Annotated in this window: 20 protein-coding genes; 18 read left to right on the top strand and 2 right to left on the bottom strand. The window is 49.0% G+C overall.

All coding sequences use genetic code 11. From position 1 onward, the window contains the following. From HUN05_18445 to HUN05_18390, 12 genes are all read left to right on the top strand, one after another. Positions 1 to 3,000 (top strand): phosphoribosylformylglycinamidine synthase, encoded by a 3,000-nt coding sequence (locus tag HUN05_18445; protein WDP86859.1) that lies wholly within the window; start codon positions 1 to 3, stop codon positions 2,998 to 3,000. Then, positions 2,997 to 3,821, top strand: coding sequence for a phosphoribosylformylglycinamidine synthase subunit PurQ (locus tag HUN05_18440; protein WDP86858.1), 825 nt, complete (start codon positions 2,997 to 2,999; stop codon positions 3,819 to 3,821). Before HUN05_18445 ends, HUN05_18440 begins: the two co-directional genes overlap by 4 nt. A gap of 56 nt (positions 3,822 to 3,877) precedes the next feature. Next, positions 3,878 to 4,564 (top strand): DUF554 domain-containing protein, encoded by a 687-nt coding sequence (locus HUN05_18435; GenBank protein WDP86857.1) that lies wholly within the window; start codon positions 3,878 to 3,880, stop codon positions 4,562 to 4,564. Between the two features lie 11 nt (positions 4,565 to 4,575). Then, a complete protein-coding gene (locus tag HUN05_18430) occupies positions 4,576 to 5,238 on the top strand; it encodes an endonuclease III (protein WDP86856.1) in 663 nt (220 codons plus the stop codon). Positions 5,239 to 5,331: 93 nt separating this feature from the next. Beyond that, complete coding sequence (locus HUN05_18425) at positions 5,332 to 6,015, top strand: hypothetical protein (protein ID WDP86855.1); 684 nt, start codon at positions 5,332 to 5,334, stop codon at positions 6,013 to 6,015. 111 nt (positions 6,016 to 6,126) lie between these two features. Next, complete coding sequence (locus tag HUN05_18420) at positions 6,127 to 7,296, top strand: IS4 family transposase (protein ID WDP88132.1); 1,170 nt, start codon at positions 6,127 to 6,129, stop codon at positions 7,294 to 7,296. 226 nt (positions 7,297 to 7,522) lie between these two features. Further along, positions 7,523 to 10,183 carry a hypothetical protein gene (locus HUN05_18415; GenBank protein ID WDP86854.1) on the top strand — a complete coding sequence of 887 codons (2,661 nt, stop codon included), beginning with the start codon at positions 7,523 to 7,525 and terminating at the stop codon, positions 10,181 to 10,183. Positions 10,184 to 10,291: 108 nt separating this feature from the next. After that, positions 10,292 to 11,131 carry a hypothetical protein gene (locus tag HUN05_18410; GenBank protein ID WDP86853.1) on the top strand — a complete coding sequence of 280 codons (840 nt, stop codon included), beginning with the start codon at positions 10,292 to 10,294 and terminating at the stop codon, positions 11,129 to 11,131. 30 nt (positions 11,132 to 11,161) lie between these two features. Then, positions 11,162 to 13,645, top strand: a complete 2,484-nt coding sequence (locus tag HUN05_18405) for a VWA domain-containing protein (GenBank protein WDP86852.1) — start codon at positions 11,162 to 11,164, stop codon at positions 13,643 to 13,645. Positions 13,646 to 13,856: 211 nt separating this feature from the next. Beyond that, the gene (locus tag HUN05_18400) at positions 13,857 to 15,257 is read left to right on the top strand and encodes a phenylacetate--CoA ligase family protein (GenBank protein ID WDP86851.1); all 1,401 of its coding nucleotides are present in this window, start codon (positions 13,857 to 13,859) and stop codon (positions 15,255 to 15,257) included. A gap of 17 nt (positions 15,258 to 15,274) precedes the next feature. After that, complete coding sequence (locus HUN05_18395) at positions 15,275 to 15,919, top strand: hypothetical protein (GenBank protein WDP86850.1); 645 nt, start codon at positions 15,275 to 15,277, stop codon at positions 15,917 to 15,919. Positions 15,920 to 15,952: 33 nt separating this feature from the next. Next, entirely contained in the window at positions 15,953 to 16,225 is a 273-nt protein-coding gene (locus tag HUN05_18390; protein ID WDP86849.1) for a hypothetical protein, read from the top strand. Between the two features lie 227 nt (positions 16,226 to 16,452). Here the strand turns inward: HUN05_18390 and HUN05_18385 are convergent, their stop codons facing one another. Together HUN05_18385 and HUN05_18380 are read right to left on the bottom strand one after the other, a co-directional pair. After that, a complete protein-coding gene (locus tag HUN05_18385) occupies positions 16,453 to 17,664 on the bottom strand; it encodes an IS256 family transposase (GenBank protein WDP86848.1) in 1,212 nt (403 codons plus the stop codon). 111 nt (positions 17,665 to 17,775) lie between these two features. After that, positions 17,776 to 18,894 carry an ISAs1 family transposase gene (locus HUN05_18380; GenBank protein ID WDP86847.1) on the bottom strand — a complete coding sequence of 373 codons (1,119 nt, stop codon included), beginning with the start codon at positions 18,892 to 18,894 and terminating at the stop codon, positions 17,776 to 17,778. A 331-nt stretch (positions 18,895 to 19,225) separates the two neighbouring features. Here HUN05_18380 and HUN05_18375 point away from each other — a divergent pair, with 331 nt between their 5' ends. From HUN05_18375 to HUN05_18350, 6 genes are all read left to right on the top strand, one after another. Next, positions 19,226 to 19,705: a GNAT family N-acetyltransferase gene (locus tag HUN05_18375; protein WDP86846.1), complete on the top strand. Its 480-nt coding sequence runs from the start codon at positions 19,226 to 19,228 to the stop codon at positions 19,703 to 19,705. Next, positions 19,702 to 20,583 (top strand): 3-keto-5-aminohexanoate cleavage protein, encoded by an 882-nt coding sequence (locus HUN05_18370; GenBank protein ID WDP86845.1) that lies wholly within the window; start codon positions 19,702 to 19,704, stop codon positions 20,581 to 20,583. The genes HUN05_18375 and HUN05_18370 overlap by 4 nt, the downstream gene beginning before the upstream one ends. After that, the gene (locus HUN05_18365) at positions 20,580 to 21,965 is read left to right on the top strand and encodes a phenylacetate--CoA ligase family protein (GenBank protein ID WDP86844.1); all 1,386 of its coding nucleotides are present in this window, start codon (positions 20,580 to 20,582) and stop codon (positions 21,963 to 21,965) included. Before HUN05_18370 ends, HUN05_18365 begins: the two co-directional genes overlap by 4 nt. 254 nt (positions 21,966 to 22,219) lie before the next feature. Beyond that, a complete protein-coding gene (locus HUN05_18360) occupies positions 22,220 to 23,434 on the top strand; it encodes an ISL3 family transposase (protein ID WDP86843.1) in 1,215 nt (404 codons plus the stop codon). 172 nt (positions 23,435 to 23,606) lie between these two features. After that, positions 23,607 to 23,792, top strand: coding sequence for a hypothetical protein (locus tag HUN05_18355; protein ID WDP86842.1), 186 nt, complete (start codon positions 23,607 to 23,609; stop codon positions 23,790 to 23,792). A 75-nt stretch (positions 23,793 to 23,867) separates the two neighbouring features. Next, a complete protein-coding gene (locus HUN05_18350) occupies positions 23,868 to 25,565 on the top strand; it encodes a hypothetical protein (protein WDP86841.1) in 1,698 nt (565 codons plus the stop codon). Positions 25,566 to 25,616: the final 51 nt, after the last annotated feature.

Raw genomic sequence — 25,616 nt, 5'->3', positions numbered from 1 at the left:
ATGATTTCCAATATCGAGATAGCTTTAAAACAGGACCTTAGGGATGCCGAAGCCTCGGCTTTGATTAAAAAGGCGGATTCTTATTTTGGAATCCAGATTGATAATGCCAGGTGTATTCATATTGTGACCCTTGAATCCGACCTGGACGAAACCAGCCTTGACCGGGCCCGGCAGGAGATTTTTACAAATCCCGTGACCCAGGTCTCAGCGCTTAGCCCCCTGGATATAGAGTTTCACTGGTGCATCTGGGTGGGATTCCGGCCCGGGGTCAAGGATAATGCCGGTGCCACAGCCATGGAGGCGGTCAATGATGTCCTGGGCAAAACGTTTTCCGTGGATGAGGGCATTTATACCTCTAAACGCTATTGTTTGACAGGAGAGAATTTAACCCGGGCAGATGTTGAAAAAATGGCCTCCCAGATTCTTTCCAACGCCATTATCCAGCAGTTTAAGGTCTTTCATCGCGATGAATGGGATAAAAAAACCGGGGCCAATGTCAAGCCGGCCAAGGTGATTTTAAACCATGAGCCCTGTTTTGATATTGTGGACATTGATACCGACCAGATGCTGGCCCAAATTTCAGATGAGAGAAATCTGGCCTTAAACCCCAAAGATATCCCGGTGATCCGGGAATATTTTCTGGACAAACGGGTGCTGGCAGACCGAAGAGAGGTGGGGCTTTCCAAACCCACGGATCTTGAGCTTGAATATATTTCCCAGGCCAGATCGGACCATTGCAACCACAATACCTTTAACGGTATTTTTCAGTACACAGACGTCCAAACCCGCGAGACGGTTGAAGAGGTCTCCTTGTTTAAGACCTATATCCAGCAGCCCACCCTGGAACTTAAAGAGAAAAAAGACTGGGTGATCTCGGTGTTATGGGACAATGCCGGCGTGGGCACCTTTGATGGGGAAAACAACTATGTGGTCACAGGCGAAACCCATAATTCCCCCTCCAATATGGAAGCCTATGGCGGGGCCATCACAGGGATTGTCGGTGTTTACAGGGATCCCATGGGAACAGGTCTTGGATCAAAACTGTTTATGGGCTCGTTTGGATATTGTGTGGGAGACATCAATTACGACGGGCCCTTAAAACCGCCGCTTCACCCAAGACGCCTGCTGGACGGGGTGATCGAAGGTGTCAAAGACGGGGGCAATAAAAGCGGGGTGCCCACCACATTCGGCCAGACCCTGTTTGATGCAGGGTACATGGGAAAGAGCCTGGTCTTTGTCACGGCTCTCGGGATCATGCCCAAAACCGTTGCAGGCAGGCCCAGCCATGAGAAAACCACCTCTGCCGGCGAACTGATTATCATGAGCGGGGGCCGGGTGGGCAAGGACGGCATCCACGGGGTGACCGCCTCTTCGGAAAGTTACTCTGAAAATACCCCGGCAGGCCATGTCCAGATCGGGGATCCCTATACCCAGAAAAAAATGCATGATTTTCTTTTGGTCTGCCGGGATGAAGGCCTGACCACCTTTATCACGGATAACGGGGGCGGGGGGCTGTCCTCTTCCGTGGGAGAATCGGCCATGCTGTCCAACGGCTGCGAGGTCTGGCTGGATCGTGTGCCCCTGAAATACGAAGGCCTGGACATGTGGGAGATCTGGATTTCAGAATCCCAGGAGCGGATGACCATTGCCGTAAAACCTGAGAACCTGGACCGGTTCATGGAATTGTCCGAGCTTCACGAGGTGGAATCCACGGTGATCGGTGAGTATACAAACACGGGAAAACTTCATATCAAGTATAAGGATGAGACCTGTGCCTATGTGGATATGGACCTTCTGGACAAGGGGTTTCCGGCCTGGGAGTTTGATGCCACCTGGATTCCGCCTGAGACCCGCGGCCTTTTTGAGCCCGTGATTTCAAGCCCCAAGGATTTTAATAAAATTTTAGAGCAGATGCTGGAAAGGCCTAATATCTGCTCCAAGGAATGGATCCTTCGCCAGTATGACCACGAGGTCCAGGGCGGGTCTGTGATCAAGCCCCTGGTGGGGGTGAACCGTAATATTCCCTCGGACGCTTCCGTGACCCGGCCCGTACTGACCAGCCAAAAGGGACTTGGGTTTTCCCAGAGCCTTTTGCCCTGGTACTCTAAAATCGATGCCTATCACATGATGACCTGCACCATTGACGAGGCTGTCCGCAGACTCATTGCCGTGGGCGGCACTCTCGATCATATCGGGGGGCTGGATAATTTCTGCTGGCCCAATATCGGGTTTGATGAAAAAAACAACCCGGACGGAAAATTCAAGGCGGCCCAGCTGGTCCGGGCATGCCGGGCGCTCAAAGATGCCTGCATGGCCTATGAAATCCCTCTGCTTTCGGGCAAGGATTCCATGTATGTGGACGGCCATCTTGAAGGTCCTTTTGGCGAGCGGACCAAGGTTTCTGCCCTGGAAACGGTCCAGTTTTCAGCCACCACTGTGATTGATGATGTCAGCCTCTGCGTCACTCTGGATCCCAAGATTAAAGGTGACCTGGTCTATGTCATGGGCACAACCGCCAACGAACTTGGGGCCTCTGAATACTATGATTTTTTTGGAAAAACAGGGCTGAATCTGCCCCGGGTGGATTTTTCACGGTCAAAGGTGGTGTACAAGGCCGTTGAAAAAGCCATTGACAAGGGCCTTGTGGCTTCCTGCCATGCCGTGGCAAGGGGGGGCTTGGGCGTTCATTTTTCCCTTATGGCCATGGCCGGTCAATTGGGTATGCAGATTGATCTTTCAAAAATTCCTCTCCCCCAAGGAGAGGCGCTTTCTTCCCAGGCCGCCTTGTTCAGCGAATCATCAGGACGGTTTATTTTAACCATTTGTCCTGACAACAGGGAAGTTTTTGAAAAATTATGCAAGGGACTGCCCTGTGCCTGTGTGGGATCCGTGATTTGCGATCGCCTGACCATAACGGGCAATGATGATAACTTGCTGGTGGATCTGCCCGTGACTACCCTTGACAGGGCATTTAACCAGACCTTTGGAGAGATGATATGAACAAGGTTAAGGCACTTATTTTAACCGGTTTTGGATTAAATTGTGACAATGAGACTGCCCTTGCCTTTGAAATGGCGGGTGCCCAGGCCCATAAGGTCCATATTAATACCCTGATCCAGGGCAAAGAACGTCTTGAAGATTACCATATCCTGGCCTTTGGCGGCGGATTTTCCTGGGGGGATGACCACGGGGCCGGCGTGATCCAGGCCTTGAAACTCAAAAATAATATTGGTAAAGACCTCTTGGATTTTGTGGGTGCAGGCAAGCTGGTTATCGGCATTTGCAACGGCTTCCAGGCCCTGGTTAATCTAGGGCTTTTGCCCGGGTTTGACGGGGAGTACACTCGGCGTTCCGTGGCCATCACCTTTAATGACTGCGGTAATTTCAGAGACCAGTGGGTGAGTCTTGTTCCCAATGAAAATTCTGCTTGCGTATTTACCCGGGGCCTGGGGGGTGTGGACTATCCCGTCCGTCACGGAGAGGGCAAGGTGGTGGCGGATCCCGCCGTGATTGATCGGCTTTTAAGTTCAAACCAGGTGGTGTTCCAATATGCCGATGCCCATGGAAGGCCTGCCAAGGGAGCATTTCCTGAAAACCCCAATGGTGCGGTGTCAGACATTGCCGGGATCTGTGATCCCACCGGCAGGATATTCGGGCTCATGCCCCACCCTGAAGCCTATAACCATTTTACCAATCATCCGGACTGGCCAAAGGCAAAAGAGATTGCCAAACGCCAGGGAAAGGCATCGGGAGAGGGTGTGGTCACAGGCGTTCGTCTTTTTGAAAACGGGGTCAACTATATCCGGGACCAATTTTTTTAAACCAGGGTCTCAAGTTGCGCCCCTTGTAAACTGCGCTAGCGAAATTAGGATTTTGTATGCTGGGAACATTTGTAAACTGCCTGGCCATCATGGCCGGTTCCTTTGTGGGGATGCTGTTTAAAAACGGCATCCCCGAACGGTATAACCAGACCGTTATGCAGGCCATTGCTCTGTGCGTCATTCTTATCGGTATTAAAAGTGCTTTGGCATGCCCGGATCTTCTGGTGATTATCATCTGCCTGGCTGCAGGGGCCCTCATCGGAGAGTTCATCGGTATTGAAGCCTATCTTACAAAGGTGGGCGATTTTTTGGAAAAAAAGTTTTCCCCCTCCAAAACATCTTCTTTATCCACGGCCTTTGTTACGGCCTCTTTACTTTATTGTGTGGGATCCATGGCCATTGTGGGATCTTTGGAAAGCGGTTTGACCGGCAATTATGATACCTTGTTTGCCAAATCGTTTCTCGACGGGATCACCTCCATTATTCTTACGGCCTCTCTGGGCATCGGAGTGGTGCTGTCGGCCGTGCCCGTACTTGTCTACCAGGGGGGCATTACCCTGGCCGCAGGCGTCATGAAACCCTATCTTATTCCGGCGGTTGTCAGTCAGATGTCGGCCACGGGAGGCCTTTTGATCATGGCCATCGGCCTGAACATGCTCAGAGAAAAAAAGATTGCCGTGGGAAAGATGCTGCCGGCCATTTTTCTGCCCCTGATCTATTATCTGATCAAAAATCTCTTTTAAGAAGGGCTGCCATGGGCGTGGATATCTCTTATTTTCTGGACCGTCTCAAACAGGAGGTTTCGGGGTATCAGGTGCCGGTGGTGGATCTTATTGCCGTTCAGACCCAATCTCCTTTCAAGGTTCTGGTGGCAACCATTCTATCGGCCCGGACCAAGGATGAGGTTACGGCCAAAGCTTCTTTTCGGCTTTTTGAAAAAGCGCCTGATATAGAGGCCCTGGCCCGGCTGTCCAGAGCTCAGATTCAAAAACTGATCTTTCCTGTGGGATTTTACAAGTCCAAAGCCAAATATCTGTCAACTCTTTTTGAGGCATTACAGGTCTTTGACCTAAAGGTGCCCCAGACAATCGAGGAATTGGTGACCCTTCCCGGGGTGGGAAGAAAAACCGCCAACCTGGTCAGGTCGGTGGCCTTTGACAAGGATGCCATTTGTGTGGATACCCATGTGCACAGGATCATGAATATCTGGGGGTATGTGAATACAAAAAATCCTTTGGAGACCGAGATGGCCCTTCGAAAAAAACTGGACCGTAAACACTGGAAAGAGGTGAACAAGATTCTGGTGGCATTCGGCCAGGGGACCTGCCGTCCCATAGGGCCCCATTGCAGCACCTGCGTGATCAGGGAAGACTGTCCCCAAAAAGGGGTCACCCCAAGAAAAACAAAAACAGGTTGACCTTTTAAGCCTGGTTTATCCTTGTTTTGTCCGGCCGCCTGCTGGGGTTGTCCTGGGTCTGTTTGAAAGTTCAGATTTAAAGGTCAGGGAAAAATGCAAAAACTAAAAATAAAATACAAATACCGGGGATGCGCCTCTGGCCTATTGTTGATGGTCTTGTGTTTGTCTTGTCCCGGGGCCATGGCAGGCAATACCCCCCTCACAGGTCAGATCCCGGAGCTTCAGGTTTTTTCAGGGGCCCTGCCCGGCCTGACCGCGGCCCAGGTGTCCCGGCCTGAATGGGCAGACCGGTTCACGCCGGTCAAGACCTGTTCAATCCGAATTTACCGGGACAATCCCGTCGCCTGGGTAAAAATTTTTATCCCCAAGGGTTTTGAGGAAAACCGGCTGCTGGAGGTAAAACCGAGTTTCCCCCTTCTTTTAGGGCATGCCGATCTCTATCTGTGGAATAAGGATTCCCTGAATTCCGGGTTTGATCTCGTTTGCCAGGGGGCCGGGGTGGCAGGTAAACCCCGGGCCTATTTTGCCAGAAATTTTGTCTTTGATCTGCCCAATTCGTCCCAGGGGGAATATGCCTATCTAAAACTTGTGGCCAAAATGGATGTTCTGGTGGGTATTCAGATGCTTTCCACCAGGGGGTTCCAAAATCAGAATACCCGTTATTTTTTGTTTTACGGGCTGATTTACGGAATTTTGATCAGTATGATTCTGTATAATTTTTTTATTTTTGCCGTGTTAAAAGACAAAACCTATTTTTACTCAGTAGTGTCCGGTTAGGTTGTTGCATATAAAAAGCATCTAAAATCATTGAAAAAACAGTCTGTTTTGTGTTGACAAATGTGCGTAAAAATTTTTGTGCGCCTTGAAAACTTAACTCAAGGAGCTCAAATGACGCACATCTCAGTCCCTAAAAAACAACTACGGTCCCTGAACTTTGACAATTTCAGGTGCCCTCTGATAAAGTCACTTTCAAAAGCACCGGAATTACAATCTCGAGGAGACCGCCCTTTAAAAATGACATTCGAAGACCAGATAAATGCTTTGGTTTATTTCCATCTTCAGGAGCACAAGTCTGCCCGACATTTAATTCAGGATCTCAAGGAGAATGTTTTTGCTAAAGAAAATATTGCGCCAGACGGTGGTATCAGCCGTAGTAGTTTCTGTGAAGCCATCAATCACAGGGGACTCGAACAACTGCAATTTATCTTTGAGGATCTTTATAAACAGGCTCTTGAGTGTCATCCGGGTGAACACGCCGAGTTAGGAGAGTTGGTTTCCATTGACGGTAGTCTCATAAATGCAGTCCTTTCAATGCACTGGGCGAACTACAGAAAAGGAAGTAAAAAAGCCAAAGTACATTGCGGATTTGACATTAATCACGGAATCCCAAACAAAATCTTTTTGACTGAAGGCAACGGCGCTGAACGCACTTTTGTTCCCAAAATACTTTCCAAGGGGCAAACAGGTGTTATGGATCGTGGATATCAATCCCATAAAGAATTTGACCTGCTTCAGGAGCAAGGCAAACATTTTGTCTGCCGTATAAAAACCAGGACAACAAGAACAATTATTGATAACCACGAGACCCCTTCCGACAGCTACATTTTTTATGATGCACTGGTTAAACTTGGTACTCCGAATCAAAACCAGACGAAAAGGCCTGTTCGGGTTGTTGGCTATAAAATTGCTGGCGTCAAATACTATGTGGCAACTGACAGGCATGATTTAACAGCGGAACAAATAGCAACAATTTATAAACTCCGGTGGACCATTGAGGATTTTTTCAAATGGTGGAAAGAACATCTGAAGGTATATCATCTCATTGCCCGCAGTGAATACGGCCTTATGGTTCAGATTCTTGGCGGCCTTATCACTTACCTGTTACTGGCAATCCATTGCCAAAAACAGTTTAATGAAAAGGTCACGATCAAAAGAGTTCGGCAGCTGCGAACCGCCATTCTAAATGACCTGTTTGGCTGCGAGGAGCAGGGCTCTCATAGTTCAAACAGGGACAATATTGTCAAAGATCAAAAAATTATTGAGCAAGCAAAAACCTAACCGGACATCACTGAAAATTAGTACCTTAGTACGATGTTTTTTTGAAATTTTTGGGATATGACTATACATACTGAAGTAGCCATTTAGATAACGGACAGTTTTCTTTTTTCCATACTCTTTTCTCAGGCTTCTTACTCAGATTTTTTTGATTCGGATTTCATTTCAGGTTTCTTGCAAAGGGAAAATGCCCAGTTTTTACCTTATCCTTATTATATTAGGAGGAAACATGGTCAAAGCAGGAACGATTCAATCTATTATCGGTAACGGAACCGTCACAGCCACGACCCCTGAAGGCAAAACAAGGGAAGTCAAACAAGGGGATGTGATCTATGAAGGAGAAACCCTGGCCACCCAGGGAAATGTCAGCGTAACCATTATCAACGATGCCGGCCAGGAAATTGCCTCCATCGGCCCTAATTCCGAGCAGCTCATTGACGAAACCGTCACCACAAAGGTGGCCGAAGAAGATGCCACAGTCAAAGAAGTTGCCGCCATGCAGGCCGCCCTTGAACAGGGCGAAGAAATTCCCGAAGAAGAGACAGCCGCAGGTGAAGAAGACCGGTTTGACGGGGATGCCTTCGGCTATTATGAAGGCGACCAGGATGCCGGTGCCGTGGACCCCAGAGCCCTGGGTGTTGATCCCACAGGAACCCGGGAGATCGGTGACGGGGATGTGGATAATTATGATGATCTTATTGAGGCCCTTTCAGCCATTGATATCTCTGTGGATGAGACCGACGGGCTGAATGATGCCACTGAGATCACCGGCACCATCACCGTGGATTACGGCACTGCCTCGGGTTTCCTTGTCCTCTCTGCCGAGGGTGCGGTCTGGGATGCGGGTTCAATCACCCTGACCTATGCCCAGGACGGCACTCCCATCTGGGAGATGGCGGTAAACCAGGCCACGGGCCAGTATGTATTTACCCAGCTGGCTGCCCTGGATCACGGTCCGGATGATAATGACCACAATGCCCTGGCCGAGTTTGAGATCACTGTACTGGCCACCAATGCCGACGGGAACAGCGCCACCACCACCTTTACCGCCGGGATTTTTGATGACGGGCCTTCCATTGATCCTCAGCCTTACCAGGCAGAGGGCATTGATGATATTGTATTCGATACACCCCCCCTTCAATATGATTATCCCAACGGCAGCGGTGTGATGGTCTTTAACGGCAGCGGCCTGGGGACCAATGAGCATGTGTTTACCCATACCGGCGGCAGGATCACCATTGATTTTTTGACTGAAACCAAAGGTTCTCCCTATTCCTCTGATCCTCCGGGGACTTATCCTGATGTTGACGGAGACGGGGTCCAGGAAGAAGGGGATATCAGGTTTGCGCTTTATAATGCAGACACTGATGAATTTATTGCAGAAAGATATTATGATGGTTTTGGAAGGGGCGGGAATGACGGATCCCAAAGCGATTATGATCCTTTTCTTTCCCTGCCGGACCTGCCTCCGGGTAATTACAGGATCGTCGTTAACGGCTATTCTCCCTATTCTACGGAGCTCCCTTACCAGATTACCATCACAGACAATATTGCCCCGGATGTTACAGGGGATCCCATGGCCATCACAGGGGATGAAAGCGACGGGCTGGTGGTCAAAGAGGTCCCTGCCGAGGCCCTGAATGTTGATTTTGGCACGGACGGCCCTGGTGAGATTTCACTGTCCGTGGACGGGGGGATCTGGGATGCAGAGACCCAGACCCTGACCTATTATCAGGGGGAAGAAGCTGCCTGGCAGATCGTGCTCACCGGGGATGCGGAATCAGGATACGGGTATGAGTTTACCCAGCTTACCGCCATTGATCATGATGTGCCGGGTGACGGTTCTGACGGCTCCCATGATGAGACCGCCTCCTGGGAAGTCACCATGAATGTGGTGGATTCCGACGGGGACTCTGTCTCCCAGATCATCACCGTGGACATTGATGATGACGGCCCTGTTATTGAAGCTGAAGGCTATAGAGGAAAACAAGCCTCTGTTCTTGCCGAGGGCTCTGAGATAGAAAGAGCCGATATCAACCTGTTCAACGATGAAAGCGAAGGCTTTGGTAATTATATTGATGCCGAGGGCATGACCGCCATAGATTTCGGCCAGGACGGTCCTGCGGATGTTGACGCCATTGTCCTTTCCATGGATGACTATACTGAAGGCATCGACTATCTCTGGGACGGCGATACCCTGATTTTTTTCCAGGACGGGGTGGACTCGGGCGAACCCACCTGGCAGGTTGAGGTGATGGAATATGATATTAAGTACTCAGAAAACACTCATTATTATAATTTCACCCAGCTTGCTGCTGTGGATCATCTTCCCAATGAAAATCCTGCCAGCCATGACGAGCCGGCCTTCTGGAATTTAACTGCCACGGTCACTGACGGGGACGGAGATACCGCAACCCAGAGCGTCAGGGTGACCATTGAGGATGACGGGCCTTCCATCCAGCCCGTGGTTACTGGTCTTGGCACCATTTACAATGAAGAGGTGTCAGGCTCGGGCGTGGGCACCAGTGTGGATCAGTGGACCTTTACCCATAACGGAGGCCCCTTGACCATCAATATGCTCTCTGAACTCGGGGGGGCTATTATTGACGGGGACGGGGCAAGCTCCAACCTTGATACTTATATTATATTGTACAACAACAGCAGTCACTGGTGGCATTCTTCCGGAGGATCGACCCATCCTGATTACGGCGGTGCAGATGGTTCAATTGACTCAAGGGATGCCTATCTGAATATTTCCAATCTTCCTGCCGGGGATTACACCCTTTATGTGGGTGCCAATAATATGAACAGTACTGAAGCCCTTGCGGATCTAAATATTCATGAGCCTGGCTGGCCCTATGATTACCCCGGCTCAACCGGGGATTACTAGATCTCCTTTATCGGGGATCTCACCCTCACAGGGGGAGACGGGACCTATACGGGCAAGCCCCTTGAGGTCAGCGGCAGTGAGGATGACAGCTATCCTGTCACCCAGCTGGTGTCTGCCCAGAACCTGGGCATTGACTTTGGGGTGGACGGCCCAGGCGACATTGACGGAATAGGACCTGATGAGGGCGTGGCCCTCTCCGTTGAAAACGGGATATGGGATGCCACAACCCTGACCCTGACCTATTACCAGGATGGGGTTAGCGATGTGGACGGGGTGCTGACCCCGGACGGACCTGCCACCTGGACCATCCAGATGATGAATGAGGCAGGACCTGATGAGGTGCCAAGATACGGGTATATCTTTACCCAGTTGACCCCCATTGACCATGTGCCAAATTATGATCCTTCAGACCATGATGAGACGGCTGAATGGAATGTGAATCTGGTGGTCATGGACGGAGACGGGGATACGGCTTCCGCCACCATCCATGTGGCCATAGATGATTCAGGCCCTTCAATCTTCAATGATGAAACCCCGGGGGCGCCCTATGGTACCCTTACGGTTAAGGGAGACGAGTCCCTGGAAATCGGCGAGCCTGTTGATGATCCCTATGTGCACCAGGCAGTTACAGGGATTATTGATTTTGGTACCGACGGTATGGCTGATACCAACCCCATTGTCATGTCCATGTCAGGGTATACCCTGAATGCGGACTATACCTGGGACGGCACCACCCTAAGCTTTTATCAATACGGGGATGCAGCAACTGCAGCCAATGCCACCTGGACCATAGAGATGAAAGAGGATGCCACCGGCGGAAATTGGGGATATGAGTTTAACCAGATTGAGGCGGTGACTCATCCCTTTGAAGGGGACGGTACAGAAATGCCTGTCAGTTACCATGATGAACCGTTTAACTGGTCCATTGATCTTCAGGTCACTGACTGAGACGGGTATTCGGCAAGCAATGTCATCAATGTGACCATTAAAGATGACGGTCCCACGCTTACCGGGGCTGCCATTCTCTCTGCCGAGCTTGGGTCTGCCTATACCATTTCAGCCGACCTGACCAATATCAACACCTCGTTCCAGGATACCATCAACGGCCTGCTCTTTTCAGCCTTTGCCGCCGGCGGTGCCCAGGCAAGCTTTGCCGTTGCCGGCAAGGATGAAGGCGCCGGGGTTGTTTCAGGAAATGACGGGGGCGACGGGGGCCGTTTTGACGAGGTCAACTTTGTCCCGGGTACAGGCTCTGAAACCATTAGAATGGAGATGCCCGAAGGAGAGCTGGGGTTCAAGCTTGAGGTAAACTTCTCCCTCTTTTTTGACTCTGCTGCAGAAACAGAGCGCCTGGAAGTGATATTCTACAGGAACGGTGCTGAAATCGGCCGCCAGGAAGTCACCTCTTTGGATGCCAGCGGGGATGCCTCTTTTAACACCATACTGACCGGTGTGAGCGGGTTTGACACGGTGGATTTTGTGGCCCTTAACGACAATGATGCCAATGGAAGTGACAACTCTGGTTTTGCCATCAAGGACCTGAGGGTCAGTACGGTGCCTGACGGGGTAATCGGGGTGGTCAAGGGGGATGTGGACGGAGACTTCGGCACGGACGGCCCTGGGGGATTTTTCTTCTGGGACGGTTCTGCTGCAACAGGCCACATGGTTGCCCCTGACGGATCCTATGAGATTTTCATGGATCCTGAGACCGGTGAATGGACCTTCTACCAGTACCAGACCATGGAAGTTGCAGGATCCGAACTTGAGTTTGATATCCGGATTTACGATGGGGACAGCGACTGGACCAACGGGGATATTACCGTGCCCATTTCCCAGTTCATTGTGGGATCTGACTATGAGCCAGCTGAAGTTGTCCGGGATGCAGCGCCCATGCTCACAGGGGATGTGGTGCCTGATCCCTATGCTGATGATGTGGACGGATCAACAGATCTTCATACCGTGCCCAATATGGCAGGACCTTTTTCAGGTGCTATCCAGGGCGGGGATGCCGCAGATGTTCTGATAGGGGATGCCGGCGGGGTTAGCGAGTCTTCCCTTGGGGCAAATTATATCATGATCATGGATGTTTCAGGGTCAATGGGCGGAACCAAGCTGGCTGATCTTAAGACTGCCACCAAGGGGATGCTCAATGAGCTTTACGACCAGGTTGAGGCCAGTGTTGACGGATTTGTATCCATTAAGTTGCTGACCTTTTCCTCTGGCTCCAATTCAGATGATGCCGCCATTATCACCTTTACCAAGGTTGGCTCCACAGTGGTTATCACCAATAGCAAGGGTGCCGATGACCTGACCGCCATTGAGGGATGGGTTGACGGCCTGAGTGCCGGCGGCGGAACCGACTATGAAGATGCTTTTGAGGAGGCCAACGACCTTGTTGCTCCCACAGGTCCCAACCATGTGATCTTCATTACCGACGGGAACCCCAACTCCAGCGGTTATCTGGGAGATGGAGAAGAACTGGATACCCTGATGGATACCATGGCGGCGGCAGGCCAGTACTCCATCCGGGCCGTGGGCATTAATATGAGCAGCTCAGGTGAAGCCAGACTCGATGTCATTGACACCACCGGTGATGCCGCCAATGTGGCCAATTCATCAGAGCTTGAAGGGGTGATCGCCGATCTGATTACCCAGAGTCATTTGGAGCCTGTCGGTTCTGACCAGATCATCGGCAATGACGGCAATGACCTGATATTTGGTGATGTGATGAATACGGACGGGGTGTTTGAACACCTTGAAAGCCAGGGGTATGACCTCTCCGGTATTGAGGAGCCGGCTGACGGCTCGGGTTGGGAGGTGTTTGCCACCTTGGAAAATCCTGCCAACGGCCTGGGATGGACTCAGTCCGACACCATCCAGTATATCCAGGACAACCATGAAGCCCTTGCGGCCGAGACCATCGGCGGGGACGGAGAGGGCCGTGACGGCGGGAACGACACCATCGAAGGCGGAGCAGGGGACGACATCATCTACGGCCAGGAAGGAGACGACACCATTGACGGCGGTGCCGGCAACGATGTGATTGACGGCGGTACCGGTGACGATGTGATTGACGGCGGTGCAGGCTCCAACACCATAGACGGCGGTGACGGAATTGACACCCTGGTGCTGATGTCTGATTCTTCCCTGGATTTTTCCAATATTTCCAATATTGAGAGAATCGACATGGATGACGACGGTATGGCCCAGAGCATAGCCCTGACGGCAGCCGATGTACTGGATATGACGCCCAACACCAATATCCTTGAAATTACAGGAGGATACGACGGGGATATAGTTGCGGTCGGTTCTGAGTGGAGCCTGGATTCTGTGGATACCATAGAAGGCACCTCTACCTATGTTGCTGATGTGGGAGGCGAGACTGTATCCATTGTTATTGCTGATGTGAATATTGATCTGAACGGTACAACATTCGATGATCAGGGTAATCCTGTTGTTTGATTTTAACCTAAAATAACCGATAACCCGGGGCCCATTAATTCAAATTGATGGGCTCCGGCTTTTTGTTGCAGGGGCATCCCATGCAGGGGGTGCCAAGAGAGTGAAGAATCCAAAAGACGGAAAAATTCTTGCAGGTTATAGTCCGTAGAATTATGAGATCAGGATCAATAATTTAATATTATTTTTGAAAACAGGTCTAAAGGAGCAGGCCATGATCACCACTTTGAAAAGGGAATTATCCTTGCAGAACCAATGGATTCCAAGGCATAAGAAACCATTGCCCTGGACTCTTTCTTTGGTGAAAAATGAGTTTGCTTCTCCCGAAAGACAGACGATGCAAAGGTCGGCCCGTTTAAAAGTCATGGTTGAGTTTTGCCTTGCCCATGTTCCTTATTATAGGGGGGTGTTTGACGCATTAAGCCTTGGGATGCAGGCGGTTCAAGATGCTGAGGATCTTGTAAAACTTCCCATACTGACCAAAGAGATGGTTCAGGAGAATAAGGGGCAACTTTTGGCCAGATGGCTGCCCAAAGGAGAGAAACTCATTGGAGAAATAGCGACTTCAGGCACCACAGGGCAGCCTGTGAAGGTTATGTTTACGGCAAAGAGCATGTCCATGTTTTCCATTTTAAAGCAAAGGGAGTTGCGCTGGTTCAGGTTTGATCCCCAAAAAAAATTTGCCTCCATTCGAAATTCCCATGATCTGCCATGGGTGAATCAAAAAAGACTTTCTCCCAATACCACATTTTACGGCAGGGCCTGGCCCTCTGTGGGCACCCATTTTATCACAGGCCCTTTTCTGGGGCTTTCCGATACCACACCCATTGAGGATCAGGTCAGGTGGCTGGGAAAAAACAGACCGGATTATCTTTTAAGCCAGCCGGCCCACCTGGAGCAGCTGGCATTTGCCTGGGATAAAAAAGTGCTGAACATAAAGGGATTTGAAGCGGTTTCCCAGCAGGTGGTGCCCCAGGTGAAAAATAAAATTCAAAAGGTTTTTTCAGCACCGGTGTACCAAAATTACGGGTTGAATGAAATCGGGATTGTGGCAAGTCAATGTGCCGAAGGGGGGCGCTTCCACGTGCATACTGAGCATTGTTGGGTGGAGATCGCAGATGAAAAAGGCAACCTTTGTGCCCCTGGCCAGCGGGGAAAAATTTTGGTTACCTCCCTGACCAATCGTGCCATGCCCCTGATTCGCTATGATACGGATGATTCCGCAGTCATGGCACAGGGGGCTTGTCCCTGTGGCCGGACCCTGCCCGGATTCATAAATTTAAAGGGGAGATACCGGCGCACAGCCCTTTTGCCCCAGGGCAGTTGGGCGTGTTGGGATGCCATTTTAAACGGTGTCTCAGAGGCGCCTGAGTCCCTTTGCATTAATTTAAGACAATACCAGCTTCACCAATATTTTGACGGGCATTTTGAACTTCGTCTGGCGTTCAAGGGCTGTCCTGAAAATGGATTTTTAGCCTATATTCATAATACCTGGCAGCAAGCCCTTGGACAGGAGCCGCCAATTTTAAGGATCAAGACCGTGGACCAGATTCCCAAACCTAAAAGCGGCAAGTACGAAAGTTTTACCTCTGATTTTTCACCCCATCCTCAATAAAGGATTCAAGGATATTTATGAAAGCGTTGAGACAGACCCAAACGGATACCAAGGCCTTAACCCCGGAAGAAGAGCAGGTGCTGCGGGTGACCCGGGAACCCTGTATCTGCATTGATGAGCATGCCGTTCACCAGGTGCTTACCCAAGATCCTCTGGCATTTCATTCCCATGTGCACAAGGCATTGATCAGGATTGCAAATAAAGAGGTGACCCTTGAAATACCGCCCAAACAGATTTTTTTTGATCCTGATACCCTGGGAGATTTTAGAGTTATGCCCTGTCGGTTTCAAGATGATAATAGTCTGGTCAAGACGGTTAAAATTGTGGGCACCAACACGGTGCAGGAACAGGTCCCGGACCAGATTACCGTGGGTAAGGCCTTTGTTCTGGATCCCAAGGAAAATTTTATCAGCCATATGATTGACGCCTGCCTGCTCTCCTCTGCAAGGACAGGGATCTGTGCGGTGCAGGCCATGGTTTCTCTGGGAAATACCCTTGGGAAACTAACCATTATCGGGGCAGGGCGGGTGGGGTTTTATACCGCCCTTTATGCTGCAGCCCTGGGCCGGGTTAAAGAGATTGTTTTTTGCGATAAGGAAGATGCCAGATCCTGCCAATGTGTTCGCGCCCTGGAAAAAAGATATCCCAAGCTTCGGTTTTAAGCCGAAAAACGGCAGAACTTGAAGGATACCGATGTGCTGGTCCTGGCGACCACCAGCCGCAAGCCAGTGTACAACGCCTCAGACTTTTATGCAGATCTGGTGATCAGCCTGGGCGCGGATACCGATTACCAGCATGAACTGGAATCTGATCTTATTGCCCGATCAGATATTTATGTTGAATCCATGGACAGTGTCAGGTACGGGGATATCCGGCTCTGGCTGGACCAGGGACGGATAGACAGGGGCGGTTTAATTGATCTTTTTTCTTTACTAAAATCAAACTCTCCCGTAAACATGGAGAAATAGCGGGTTTTTGTGTCAACAGGAAGCGCCCTTTTTGACAGGGCTCAAGCATGTAAATAGGGAATGTTCAGAATTCTGTGTCACGGTTTCGGTTCCCGGATCTGCCTCAGCGCCAGCGGAAGTAAAAGTCAGGTCCGAGAATGGGCCTTCAATCAGCCACGTCGGAGGAGTTGACTTTTGCTGGAGTGGAGTTCCTGGAACCATCTTTTCCATCTGTAAATAAATCCCTATTAAATTCCCAGCTCTTTATCCAGCCGGCCTTCAAAGAAAATTGCCAACTGGGAAATTGTCAGTGACCAATTTTGAATCGGCATTGTCCATTTTTTACTGGCGTTCTGGATCCCCATGTAAAGCAGCTTTAACAGGCTGTCCTGGTTCGGGAATGATCCCTTTGTTTTGGTCAGTTTTCGAAACTGTCGATGCACAGCCTCAATGGTATTTGTGGTGTATATTATCCGTCGAATCTCTTCTGGATATTTAAAGAAATGACTGAGGCGTTCCCAGTTGTTCCGCCAGGATTTTATCACAATCGGGTATTTGTCATTCCATTTATTTTCCAAGATATCCAGTTCTTCTTCGGCCAGATCCTTATTGACCGCTTTATAAACACGTTTTAGATCTGCCATAAATTCCTTTTTATTTTTGGAACCAACGTATTTCAATGAATTTCGGATCTGGTGGACTACGCAGAGTTGAACTTCTGTGTCCGGGAATATGGTCTCAATGGCCTCGGGAAAACCTTTTAGACCATCAACACAGGCAATCAGGATATCTTTTACCCCTCGGTTTGAAAGGTCTGTTAACACCTGCAGCCAGAAGTTCGCACCCTCATTCTCGGATATGTACAGCCCAAGAACCTCTTTGCGGCCCTCGATATTCACCCCAAGAATTGTGTAAACGGCTTTGCTGCCGACCTTTCCGTTTTCTCGTACTTTATAATGTATGGCATCAAGCCATACGATTGGGTACACATTTTCCAACGGCCTGGCCTGCCATTCTTTGACGGTATGGATGATTTTATCGGTAATGGTGCTCAGAGTGGCATTTGAAATCTCAAGTCCATAGATTTCCTGTAAATGGGAAGCCATATCATTATAACTCATGCCCAGGCCGTAAAGGGCTATTATCTTTCTTTCAATTTCATCGCTGAGCGTTGTCTGATGTTTTTTGACGATCTGTGGAGAGAAGGTTCCGGCCCTGTCACGCGGGGTTTTTAGTTCAAATTTACTATCCAGGGATTTAATGGTCTTTTTGCTTTTTCCATTACGGCGGTTGGCAGAAACTTCCTGCCCGAGATGGGACTCCAACTCTCCTTCAAGAGCAGCTTCAGCAAGATTTTTGATTAATGATGTAAGGACGCCGCCCTTACCTGTGAAGGGTTTACCTTCCTGGATGCCTTTAAGGGCTTTTTGAAAATCAAATTCGGTGTTTTCTTCGGTCATGTCAGTTCTCCTTATTTAGCTGAGTATATCAGCTTTCATTCAACTGACACAGAATTTTGAACGCCCTCTGTAAATATTGTAAAGTGCCTATAGTTTTGATTGGTTCAAGTATCATCCAAACATAACTTCCTCCAGATATTTGATATCCATAGCAGCATTCAACCTTTTGGTTTTTACACTCCCTTTAAATGTCTTATTGTTCCGTAATAAATTTAATGCAATGTGCCGAATCGCTGCAAAATTCTCAGGAGAGTTCCCCTTTCTGACTCTGCTTTCGTCTTCACGGAACGCAATATCCAATACCCAATGCACTGAATTTTCAATTCCCCAATGCCTCCTGACAGCATTACCAAAAATATTGGGGTCGCTATCCAGGCTCGATATATAATATCGCTTTTCATGACTGATCTGGCCGTCCATTTCCCGGGTGGATTCAATCATTCCAATACTTTTCAAACCTTTCCAACTTTTTTTATCTTCAAACCAATCAATATCAGAGGTTATCACAGCCCTGCGCGTTTCGACTCGACCGTGCCCTCCGTCAACACTGGTCTGTTCATTAAACTGGTACCCCTGATTTTTCATTTCTTCCATTTTATTGAAAAAAAGTACCGCTTCATCATGCAAGGTTTTATGATTTTCTTTCAGGGCAAGGACATAGTCACACCCTTTGTTTATTATGGTTTCAGCGATTTTCTTTTGAGTGCCCATGGCATCAATGGTTATAATGCAGCCCGAGATATCTAAAAGTTTTAAAAGATTTGGAATGGCCGTAATTTCATTTGATTTTTCTTCGGTTTTTAATTGCCCTAAAACCACTTTATTAGACGAAGCCCACGCACTGATCATATGAATGGCTTTCTTATCATTGGAGGTATCGTGTGAACGCCTTAGAGTTTTGCCGTCGATTGCAATGACTTGACCTTTGGTCATCTTTGCAACCGACTGAACCCAGTGCATAAAACTGCTCTGAAATTCATTCGGGTTCATCCTTTCAAAAATTCTGCCAAAGGTGTCATGGGAGGGTATCCCATGGGGAAGGCTTAGAAATTTTGACAACCACCTTTTTCTCTTTTTGCCAAAGTTTTCAATTTGCTCATAAGTGTCTGCGCCAGCAACTACCGCACAAATTGCGATGATGACGACATCAATTAAATTATGAAGCTTATTGTGGTGTCTGGGGTCCTGAATATTGTCAAAAAAAGTTTCAAGAGATTTTTTTTCGTTCATTGGCAACTCCTTGTGTTTATTGCCATATATATCGTATCTGTGCAGCGATGTCTAGGAAAATTTTGTTCGATGCTCATATACTATAACAAGCCAGGAGAGCCAGGCTGGGATAGGGTGAAGGGGGTGGAGTGGCGTAAATGAGCGGCCCGCCAGGACGGCATAGGTCCGATCATTTCCGCTTCTTAAGCGGTCAGGACGACCGCTTAAGATTTAACGGAATCCCCCTCACCTATTCCAGCCGGGTAAGGACGAATCTTAATAAAAGTTACATGCGATGACCCTGCCCTTTTTGATAATCTGGCCATTGCCTATCTGCTTCGGGAATATAAAAATGACCACATTTACAATTGAAAAGGCTGTCGAAGATGACAAGCCAAGGATATTTGAGCTACTAGAACAGGCCAACATGCATTATATCCCCTCAGAGGAAATGGAGGGGCTGACCTTTGAAAATTATTTTGTGGCCAGGATGGAAGGACGGGTGGTGGGATTCTGCGGGTATAAGATTTTGTCAGCATCTTCTGCCAAAACAGAACTCATGGCTGTGGATACAGCCTTTCGCAAGTACGGCATCGGATACAAGCTTCAGGAACGTCGGATGGAGGCCATGCTGGAAAAGGGAATAAAGACCCTGATTACCAATACGGATCTTGTCCAGACCATTGCCTGGTATAAAAAGCATTTTGGATACAAAGAGATCGGGAGATTAAAAAAAATCTGTGAGTTCAGCTCTCCTGATATTGATCATTGGACCACCCTTGAAACCGATCTGGTTCAATGGGATGACACCCGGAAAAAGGAAGCAAAATGAAACCCATTTATGATCTAGGCCTTCCCCATCCCATGAGGCAATATTCCAGGCTCATTATCAATGCCGCCATTACAGGGATGGTGCCCACAAAAGACCAAACCCCGCATGTGCCCATCACCCATGATGAGATTGTAAAGGATGCCATTGCCTGCATCCGGGCCGGGGCCTCCATCATTCATATTCATGTCCGGGATGAAACAGGTGCCCCCACCTATGAAAAGGAAAAATATGCAAGGATCATAAAAGAGATCAGGCAAACCTGCCCTGATGCCATTCTCTGCGCCTCCACTTCTGGCCGTGTCCACAATACCTTTGAAAAACGATCCGATGTCCTGGATCTGACAGGGGATGAAAAACCTGACATGGGCAGTCTGACCATGGGATCCTTGAATTTTCCGGGCCAGGCCTCCATCAACACTCCGGATATGATCCAAGATCTGGCCTTAAAAATGAAAGACAAAGGCGTGGTCCCTGAGATCGAGATATTTGAAACCGGGATGATATGGGCGGCCAAGGTCTTGATTGAAAAAGGGGTGTTAGAACCGCCCTTTTATTTTAATTTGCTTTTGGGCTCCATTTTTTCTGCGCCGGGCACCATTTTTGATCTTGCCTGCATGGTTAAAAGCCTTTCGCCTGAGGTGAACTGGGGGGCTGCCGGCATTGGCAGGTTTCAGCAGAAGATGAATTACGCAGCCATGCTCATGGGCGGGCATGTCCGGGTAGGGCTGGAAGACAACCTTTATTTTGACACGGAAAAAAAGCAGCTTGCCACCAATGAGATGCTCATCCGCCGGATTGCGGATTTTGCTGAAAATATCGGGCGGAAGGTGGCCAACCCCTCCCAGGCAAGAGAAATGCTGGGATTGTCCCCAAAATGAATGCCTCTTTGATCCGCAGCAGTGTTCTCGGCATTGTATTCCCCGCGCTTCCGGGCTCGGAAGCGGCCATGCAGATGGCCCTTCAATTCCAGCTTGAACAAACCCAGTGGTGGCCCCGGGCGGATCTTATCAGTTTTCAGTTTAAACAGCTCCAGGTCCTGTTACGCTTTGCCTTAAGGCACAGCCCGTTTTGGAAGCAAAGGGCAGGGGAATTGGGGCTGGGCAATCAATGGATCAATTCCCTGACCCCCCAAAGTTTTGCCCGGTTGACCCCCCTGGCCCGGATCGAGCTTCAGCAGGAAATTAAACGGATCCGCCCCCTTAAAACGCCTAAAGAGTATGGAAAACTGAGTCATACCCAGACATCAGGCTCCACCTCCACCCCGGTGACAGCCTACGGCACAGGGGTGACACGATCGCTCTGGCATGCCTTTTCCATAAGAGACCATCTCTGGCACAAACGGGATTTCAGGAAAAAATTGGCGGCCATCCGGTCGGTGCCCATTGATGTGGCAAAAGGCCCTGATGGGGTGATCCGCAGGGGCTGGGCCACCTCCGTGGGAAAGGTCTTTGCCTCGGGACCGTCCATGATGCTCAACGTGTCAGAACCTGTCCATGTCCAATATTCATGGCTGGTCAAGAACAATCCCCATTACCTGATCACCCATCCCAGCAACCTTGGGGCCCTGGCCCGCCACGCAAAAAATCAGGATGAAAAATTATCCAACCTGACCCAGATCAGAGGGGTGGGAGAGGTGGTATCCCAGGACCTTCGAGACGAGGTAAAACAGGTGTTCAACTGTGATATTGCCGACATGTATTCCTGCCAGGAAGCAGGGTATATTGCCCTTCAATGCCCTGAACAGGGAAACTACCATGTCATGTCCGAAGGGATCTATCTTGAGGTGGTGGATGAACACAATCAGCCGTTGCCGCCAGGCGCGCCCGGAAGAATTTTGATCACCAATTTAAATAATTTTGCCTGCCCCATGATCCGGTATGAACTGGGGGACATGGGGGTAATGGGCCAGCCCTGCGCCTGCGGCCGGGGCCTGCCCGTATTGGATAAAATTTTAGGGCGGGTCAGAAATATGCTCATCATGCCCGACGGTTCCACCCACTGGCCCTATTTCGGGTTTTCAGAGTTCATGAAGGTGGCCCCGATCAGGCCATTTCAGATTGTCCAGCATGATCTGGAGCAGGTGGAATTCAAGCTGGTCACGGAAAACCGGCTGACAAAGGACCAGGAAAATCAAATTATTTTCATTCTCCAGAAATCTTTGACCCATCCGTTTAATATCCGCCTGACCTACCTTGATCATATTCCCAAAAGCAAATCCGGGAAATATGAGGATTTTATTTCCCTGGTTGAACCTGTCTGATATTTTTTATCATTCAAGATAGTTAGCGCTCAGGATTTTGTTTTTGGACCTGCGTCTTTTTGACTGACCTGCCCATATTCTCCCTTGTGATTTGCCCATTTCTTTTGGTTCATCAGAAAATCGCGTACCTGGACTGAGAAACATCACTGGGAAGGCAATAACACAGTAAGGATTTTTATGCTTGAAATGATGGTGTGAACATGATCATGTTCTAATTTTTTTGTGTTATTCGCACAAAATCGGAGAATGAATTAATGTCCACAAGCTTCATATACCATGCCTTTGGCCTTCGTGACTACTTTTATAAAACAACGCGTTTCATCGGTGGAATAATCACTTTTGAACTCATACCAAAACCGGAGGCGGTAAAATGCCCGGAATTTAATTCCAGGTCCGTCACCAGGAAAGGGATTGTGACAAGAGATCTCAGAACAATACCGGTAGGTTCAAAACCCGTGATTCTCAGGACGGCTATCCAGAGAGTTTGGTGTTCGTTCTGTCAATTTGTCCGGCAAATCAAACTATCCTTTGCCCAGGAGGGGAAAAGCTATACCCGGGCTTTTGAACGGTATGTCTTGGAGTTGTCTCAGTTCATGACAATCAAAGATATTGCCATCCATTTAAGGATCAGCTGGGATACGATAAAGCAGATCCAGAAAGAAGACCTGCTGAGGCGTTATCGAAATATCCCCCTTGAGAAAGTCCGGCAGATTGCCATAGATGAAATTTCCATAGGGAAAGGGCATAAATACTTGACCATCGTGATGGATCTGGAATCCGGTAGAATTCTGCACGTGGGAGAAGGAAAAGGTGGTGAAGCTTTGAAATCTTTTTGGACAAAAGTGAAAATATCGAAAGCAAAAATCAAAGCCGTCAGCATCGATATGTCCCCGGCATACTTGAGTGCTGTTATTGAAAATCTTTCTGGTTCAGCAATTGTCTTTGACAGATTTCATGTTGTTAAATTGTTCAATGAGAAACTGTCGGATTTCAGGCGAAAGCTCTACAACCTTCTTGCCAATACCGGGCAACAAAAACTTCTGAAGGGAGTCCGGTGGCTTTTGTTAAAAAATCCCGAAAACCTCAGTGATGACAAGAAGGAGGCCCAACGGTTAGAAGAAGCATTGAAAATAAATCAGCCGCTATTGGTAGTCTACTACATGAAAGAGGAACTCAGGCAAATATGGAATCAAAAGAAAAAAGAAACAGCTGAAAAGATAGTCAGCAATTGGATCAATCTGGCCAATATTTCCAAAATTCCAATGTTGATGAAATTTGCCAAGACCTTGGCTGTGCACAGGCAAAGAATCCTTTCATACTATGATTACAGGATATCTACAGGTCCTTTAGAAGGGACAAATAACAAGATAAAAACCATGAAACGGAAAGCTTATGGATACAGGGATTCGGAGTTTTTCAGGTTGAAACTTTTGGACCTTCACAATAAAAGGTACGCATTAATCGGATGAACCTTTCTTTTTTTATAAATAATTAAATCGTGTATAAAAATCCCCATTTTTTTTGAAAAATAGTACTTTTGTACGATATTATTTTCCCAATGACTGGGGTAAAGATTATAGACATTGAAATAGAAAAAGATGGATTTGATTGTGAATCTCAAATTAAGAATAGGAGCAGACCATGGCCATAGCAGGAACCATTCAATTGATTACCGGAACCGTGACCATCACAGCAACAGATTCTAACGGGCAGACAAGAGAACTCAAGCCGGGTGATGCTGTTTATGAAGGTGAAACCCTGAAAACCGAAGGAAATATCAGCATTTCCCTTGTCAATGAAAACGGGGATGAAATTGCCTCCCTCTAGGGAAACGGAGAGCTTCTGGTTGAAGATAATTCAGCCGTTGCCAAGGCAGGCACTGCCGAGGGTGAGGCAGCGGAGATGCAGGCCGCCCTTGAACAGGGAGAAGAAATTGATGAAGAAGAGACTGCCGTGGGCGAAGAAGACCGGTTTGACGGGGAGGCATTCGGCTTTTACGCAGGGGACCAGGACACAGGCCATGTGGGCACAAGATCCATGGATGCTGCGCCTGCCGCATCAAGGGAACAGGCTGAGGGGGAAGTTGACAATTATAATGATCCCATAGAATTTTTGTCAGCCCAGGGTATTGAGGTGGATGAAACAGACGGCCTGGGCAACGATGTCACCGGTACCATTCGTGTGGATTACGGAACCCCCACAGGATATCTCACTCTTTCTGCAGACGGAGCGATCTGGGATGCAGAGTCTAATACGCTGACATTCAGCCAGGACGGCGTTGATGTCTGGCAGATGGTTGTGAACCAGACCACAGGTGAATACACCTTTACCCAGCTGGCCGCCTTTGACCATGGATTTGACAACAACGACCACAATGCCCTTGAAGAATTTGAGATCACGGTAACTGCCACAAACGATGACGGCAACACGGCCAGCTTTGATTTTACCGCAGGTATTCGTGATGACGGCCCGAGCCTGAGCATTATGAGTGGTGAAGAACCCGGCCCCGATTACCCTGATGGCCCTGATGGTGAGCGTATGTCCATCAGAATGGACCTGGATGATTCCTCAGGCGAGAACGACCCTAATGTCATTGCCCTTTCAAATGATGAATCCCATGGATTTTATGGTTCTTGGGAAGGGGAAGGCTTTGGCCATGTGGATTTTGGTACGGATGGTCGGGGAGACATTGCCCTGTCCATGGATATGGATGCCCGGTTCTGGAGCTGGGATGCTGAGACCCAGACCTTGACCTTTTCCCAGAGCGGGAATGTTGAAGGGGATCCCACCTGGCAGGTCGAATTGATGGAAAGAGATCCAGGCTCCAATGAAACAGATCTCATGTACCGGATGACCCAGTTGTCTGCAGTGAATCATCCCACAGGCGGACCTAACCAGCTTATTTTCCCGGAAGACGGGGGCGAAGGCTTTTACAGTAATGATGAAGCCCTGTCCTGGAATGTTATTTCCACCATTACCGACAGTGACGGCGATACCGCTACCCAGGACCTGACTGTGACCATCGAAGATGACGGCCCCTCCATTTACGGAAGGGGATTTGTGACAGGCCCGGACGGTTCTGGATATGTGAATTCCCTTGCTGTTGAAGGTGATGAGACCGAGGGGCTGGTAAGCCAGACTTTTTCTGCCAGTCAGGTTGGTATTGATTTCGGCGCTGATGGTGCCGGCGACCTTGACGGTGAAGGCCCCAACGGAGAGATTGCCCTGTCCATAGACGGCGGGATCTGGGATCCTGAGACCATGACCCTGACCTTTTACCAGGATGGCGTGAGCGAGGCGGAAGGTGTCGTTACTCCCAACGGCCCTGCAACTTGGACCATTACCATGGTCAATGAGGCAGCACCGGGAGAAACCCCGCGCTACGGATATGAATTTAACCAGCTTACGGCCATTGATCATGGCACGCCTGGTGACGGTACTGACAATTCCCATGATGAAACTGCTTTTTGGAACGTTAACATGACAGTGATTGACGGTGACGGCGATACTGCCTCTGCCACCATCAACGTGAGTATTGATGATGACGGTCCTTCCATTTCCCCGGTGGGTGGGAATACTGACATGAATATTATCAGCTAGGGTGACAATGTCACCATTGCCCAGGGCACCATCGTTTCTGAAGGCAATGGC

Source organism: Desulfobacter sp., from assembly GCA_028768545.1.
Taxonomy (GTDB): domain Bacteria; phylum Desulfobacterota; class Desulfobacteria; order Desulfobacterales; family Desulfobacteraceae; genus Desulfobacter.
The sequence above is the reverse complement of the archived record's forward strand: the minus strand, read 5'-3'. Positions and strand labels throughout refer to the sequence as shown.

What these genes read in the sequence shown, in the direction of transcription:
- HUN05_18445 (WDP86859.1), top strand. Translation starts at nt 1, where the DNA reads ATGATTTCCAATATCGAGATAGCTTTAAAACAGGACCTTAGGGATGCC.
- HUN05_18440 (WDP86858.1), top strand. Translation starts at nt 2,997, where the DNA reads ATGAACAAGGTTAAGGCACTTATTTTAACCGGTTTTGGATTAAATTGT.
- HUN05_18435 (WDP86857.1), top strand. Translation starts at nt 3,878, where the DNA reads ATGCTGGGAACATTTGTAAACTGCCTGGCCATCATGGCCGGTTCCTTT.
- HUN05_18430 (WDP86856.1), top strand. Translation starts at nt 4,576, where the DNA reads ATGGGCGTGGATATCTCTTATTTTCTGGACCGTCTCAAACAGGAGGTT.
- HUN05_18425 (WDP86855.1), top strand. Translation starts at nt 5,332, where the DNA reads ATGCAAAAACTAAAAATAAAATACAAATACCGGGGATGCGCCTCTGGC.
- HUN05_18420 (WDP88132.1), top strand. Translation starts at nt 6,127, where the DNA reads ATGACGCACATCTCAGTCCCTAAAAAACAACTACGGTCCCTGAACTTT.
- HUN05_18415 (WDP86854.1), top strand. Translation starts at nt 7,523, where the DNA reads ATGGTCAAAGCAGGAACGATTCAATCTATTATCGGTAACGGAACCGTC.
- HUN05_18400 (WDP86851.1), top strand. Translation starts at nt 13,857, where the DNA reads ATGATCACCACTTTGAAAAGGGAATTATCCTTGCAGAACCAATGGATT.
- HUN05_18395 (WDP86850.1), top strand. Translation starts at nt 15,275, where the DNA reads ATGAAAGCGTTGAGACAGACCCAAACGGATACCAAGGCCTTAACCCCG.
- HUN05_18385 (WDP86848.1), bottom strand. Translation starts at nt 17,664, where the DNA reads ATGACCGAAGAAAACACCGAATTTGATTTTCAAAAAGCCCTTAAAGGC.
- HUN05_18380 (WDP86847.1), bottom strand. Translation starts at nt 18,894, where the DNA reads ATGAACGAAAAAAAATCTCTTGAAACTTTTTTTGACAATATTCAGGAC.
- HUN05_18375 (WDP86846.1), top strand. Translation starts at nt 19,226, where the DNA reads ATGACCACATTTACAATTGAAAAGGCTGTCGAAGATGACAAGCCAAGG.
- HUN05_18370 (WDP86845.1), top strand. Translation starts at nt 19,702, where the DNA reads ATGAAACCCATTTATGATCTAGGCCTTCCCCATCCCATGAGGCAATAT.
- HUN05_18365 (WDP86844.1), top strand. Translation starts at nt 20,580, where the DNA reads ATGAATGCCTCTTTGATCCGCAGCAGTGTTCTCGGCATTGTATTCCCC.
- HUN05_18360 (WDP86843.1), top strand. Translation starts at nt 22,220, where the DNA reads ATGTCCACAAGCTTCATATACCATGCCTTTGGCCTTCGTGACTACTTT.
- HUN05_18355 (WDP86842.1), top strand. Translation starts at nt 23,607, where the DNA reads ATGGCCATAGCAGGAACCATTCAATTGATTACCGGAACCGTGACCATC.
- HUN05_18350 (WDP86841.1), top strand. Translation starts at nt 23,868, where the DNA reads ATGCAGGCCGCCCTTGAACAGGGAGAAGAAATTGATGAAGAAGAGACT.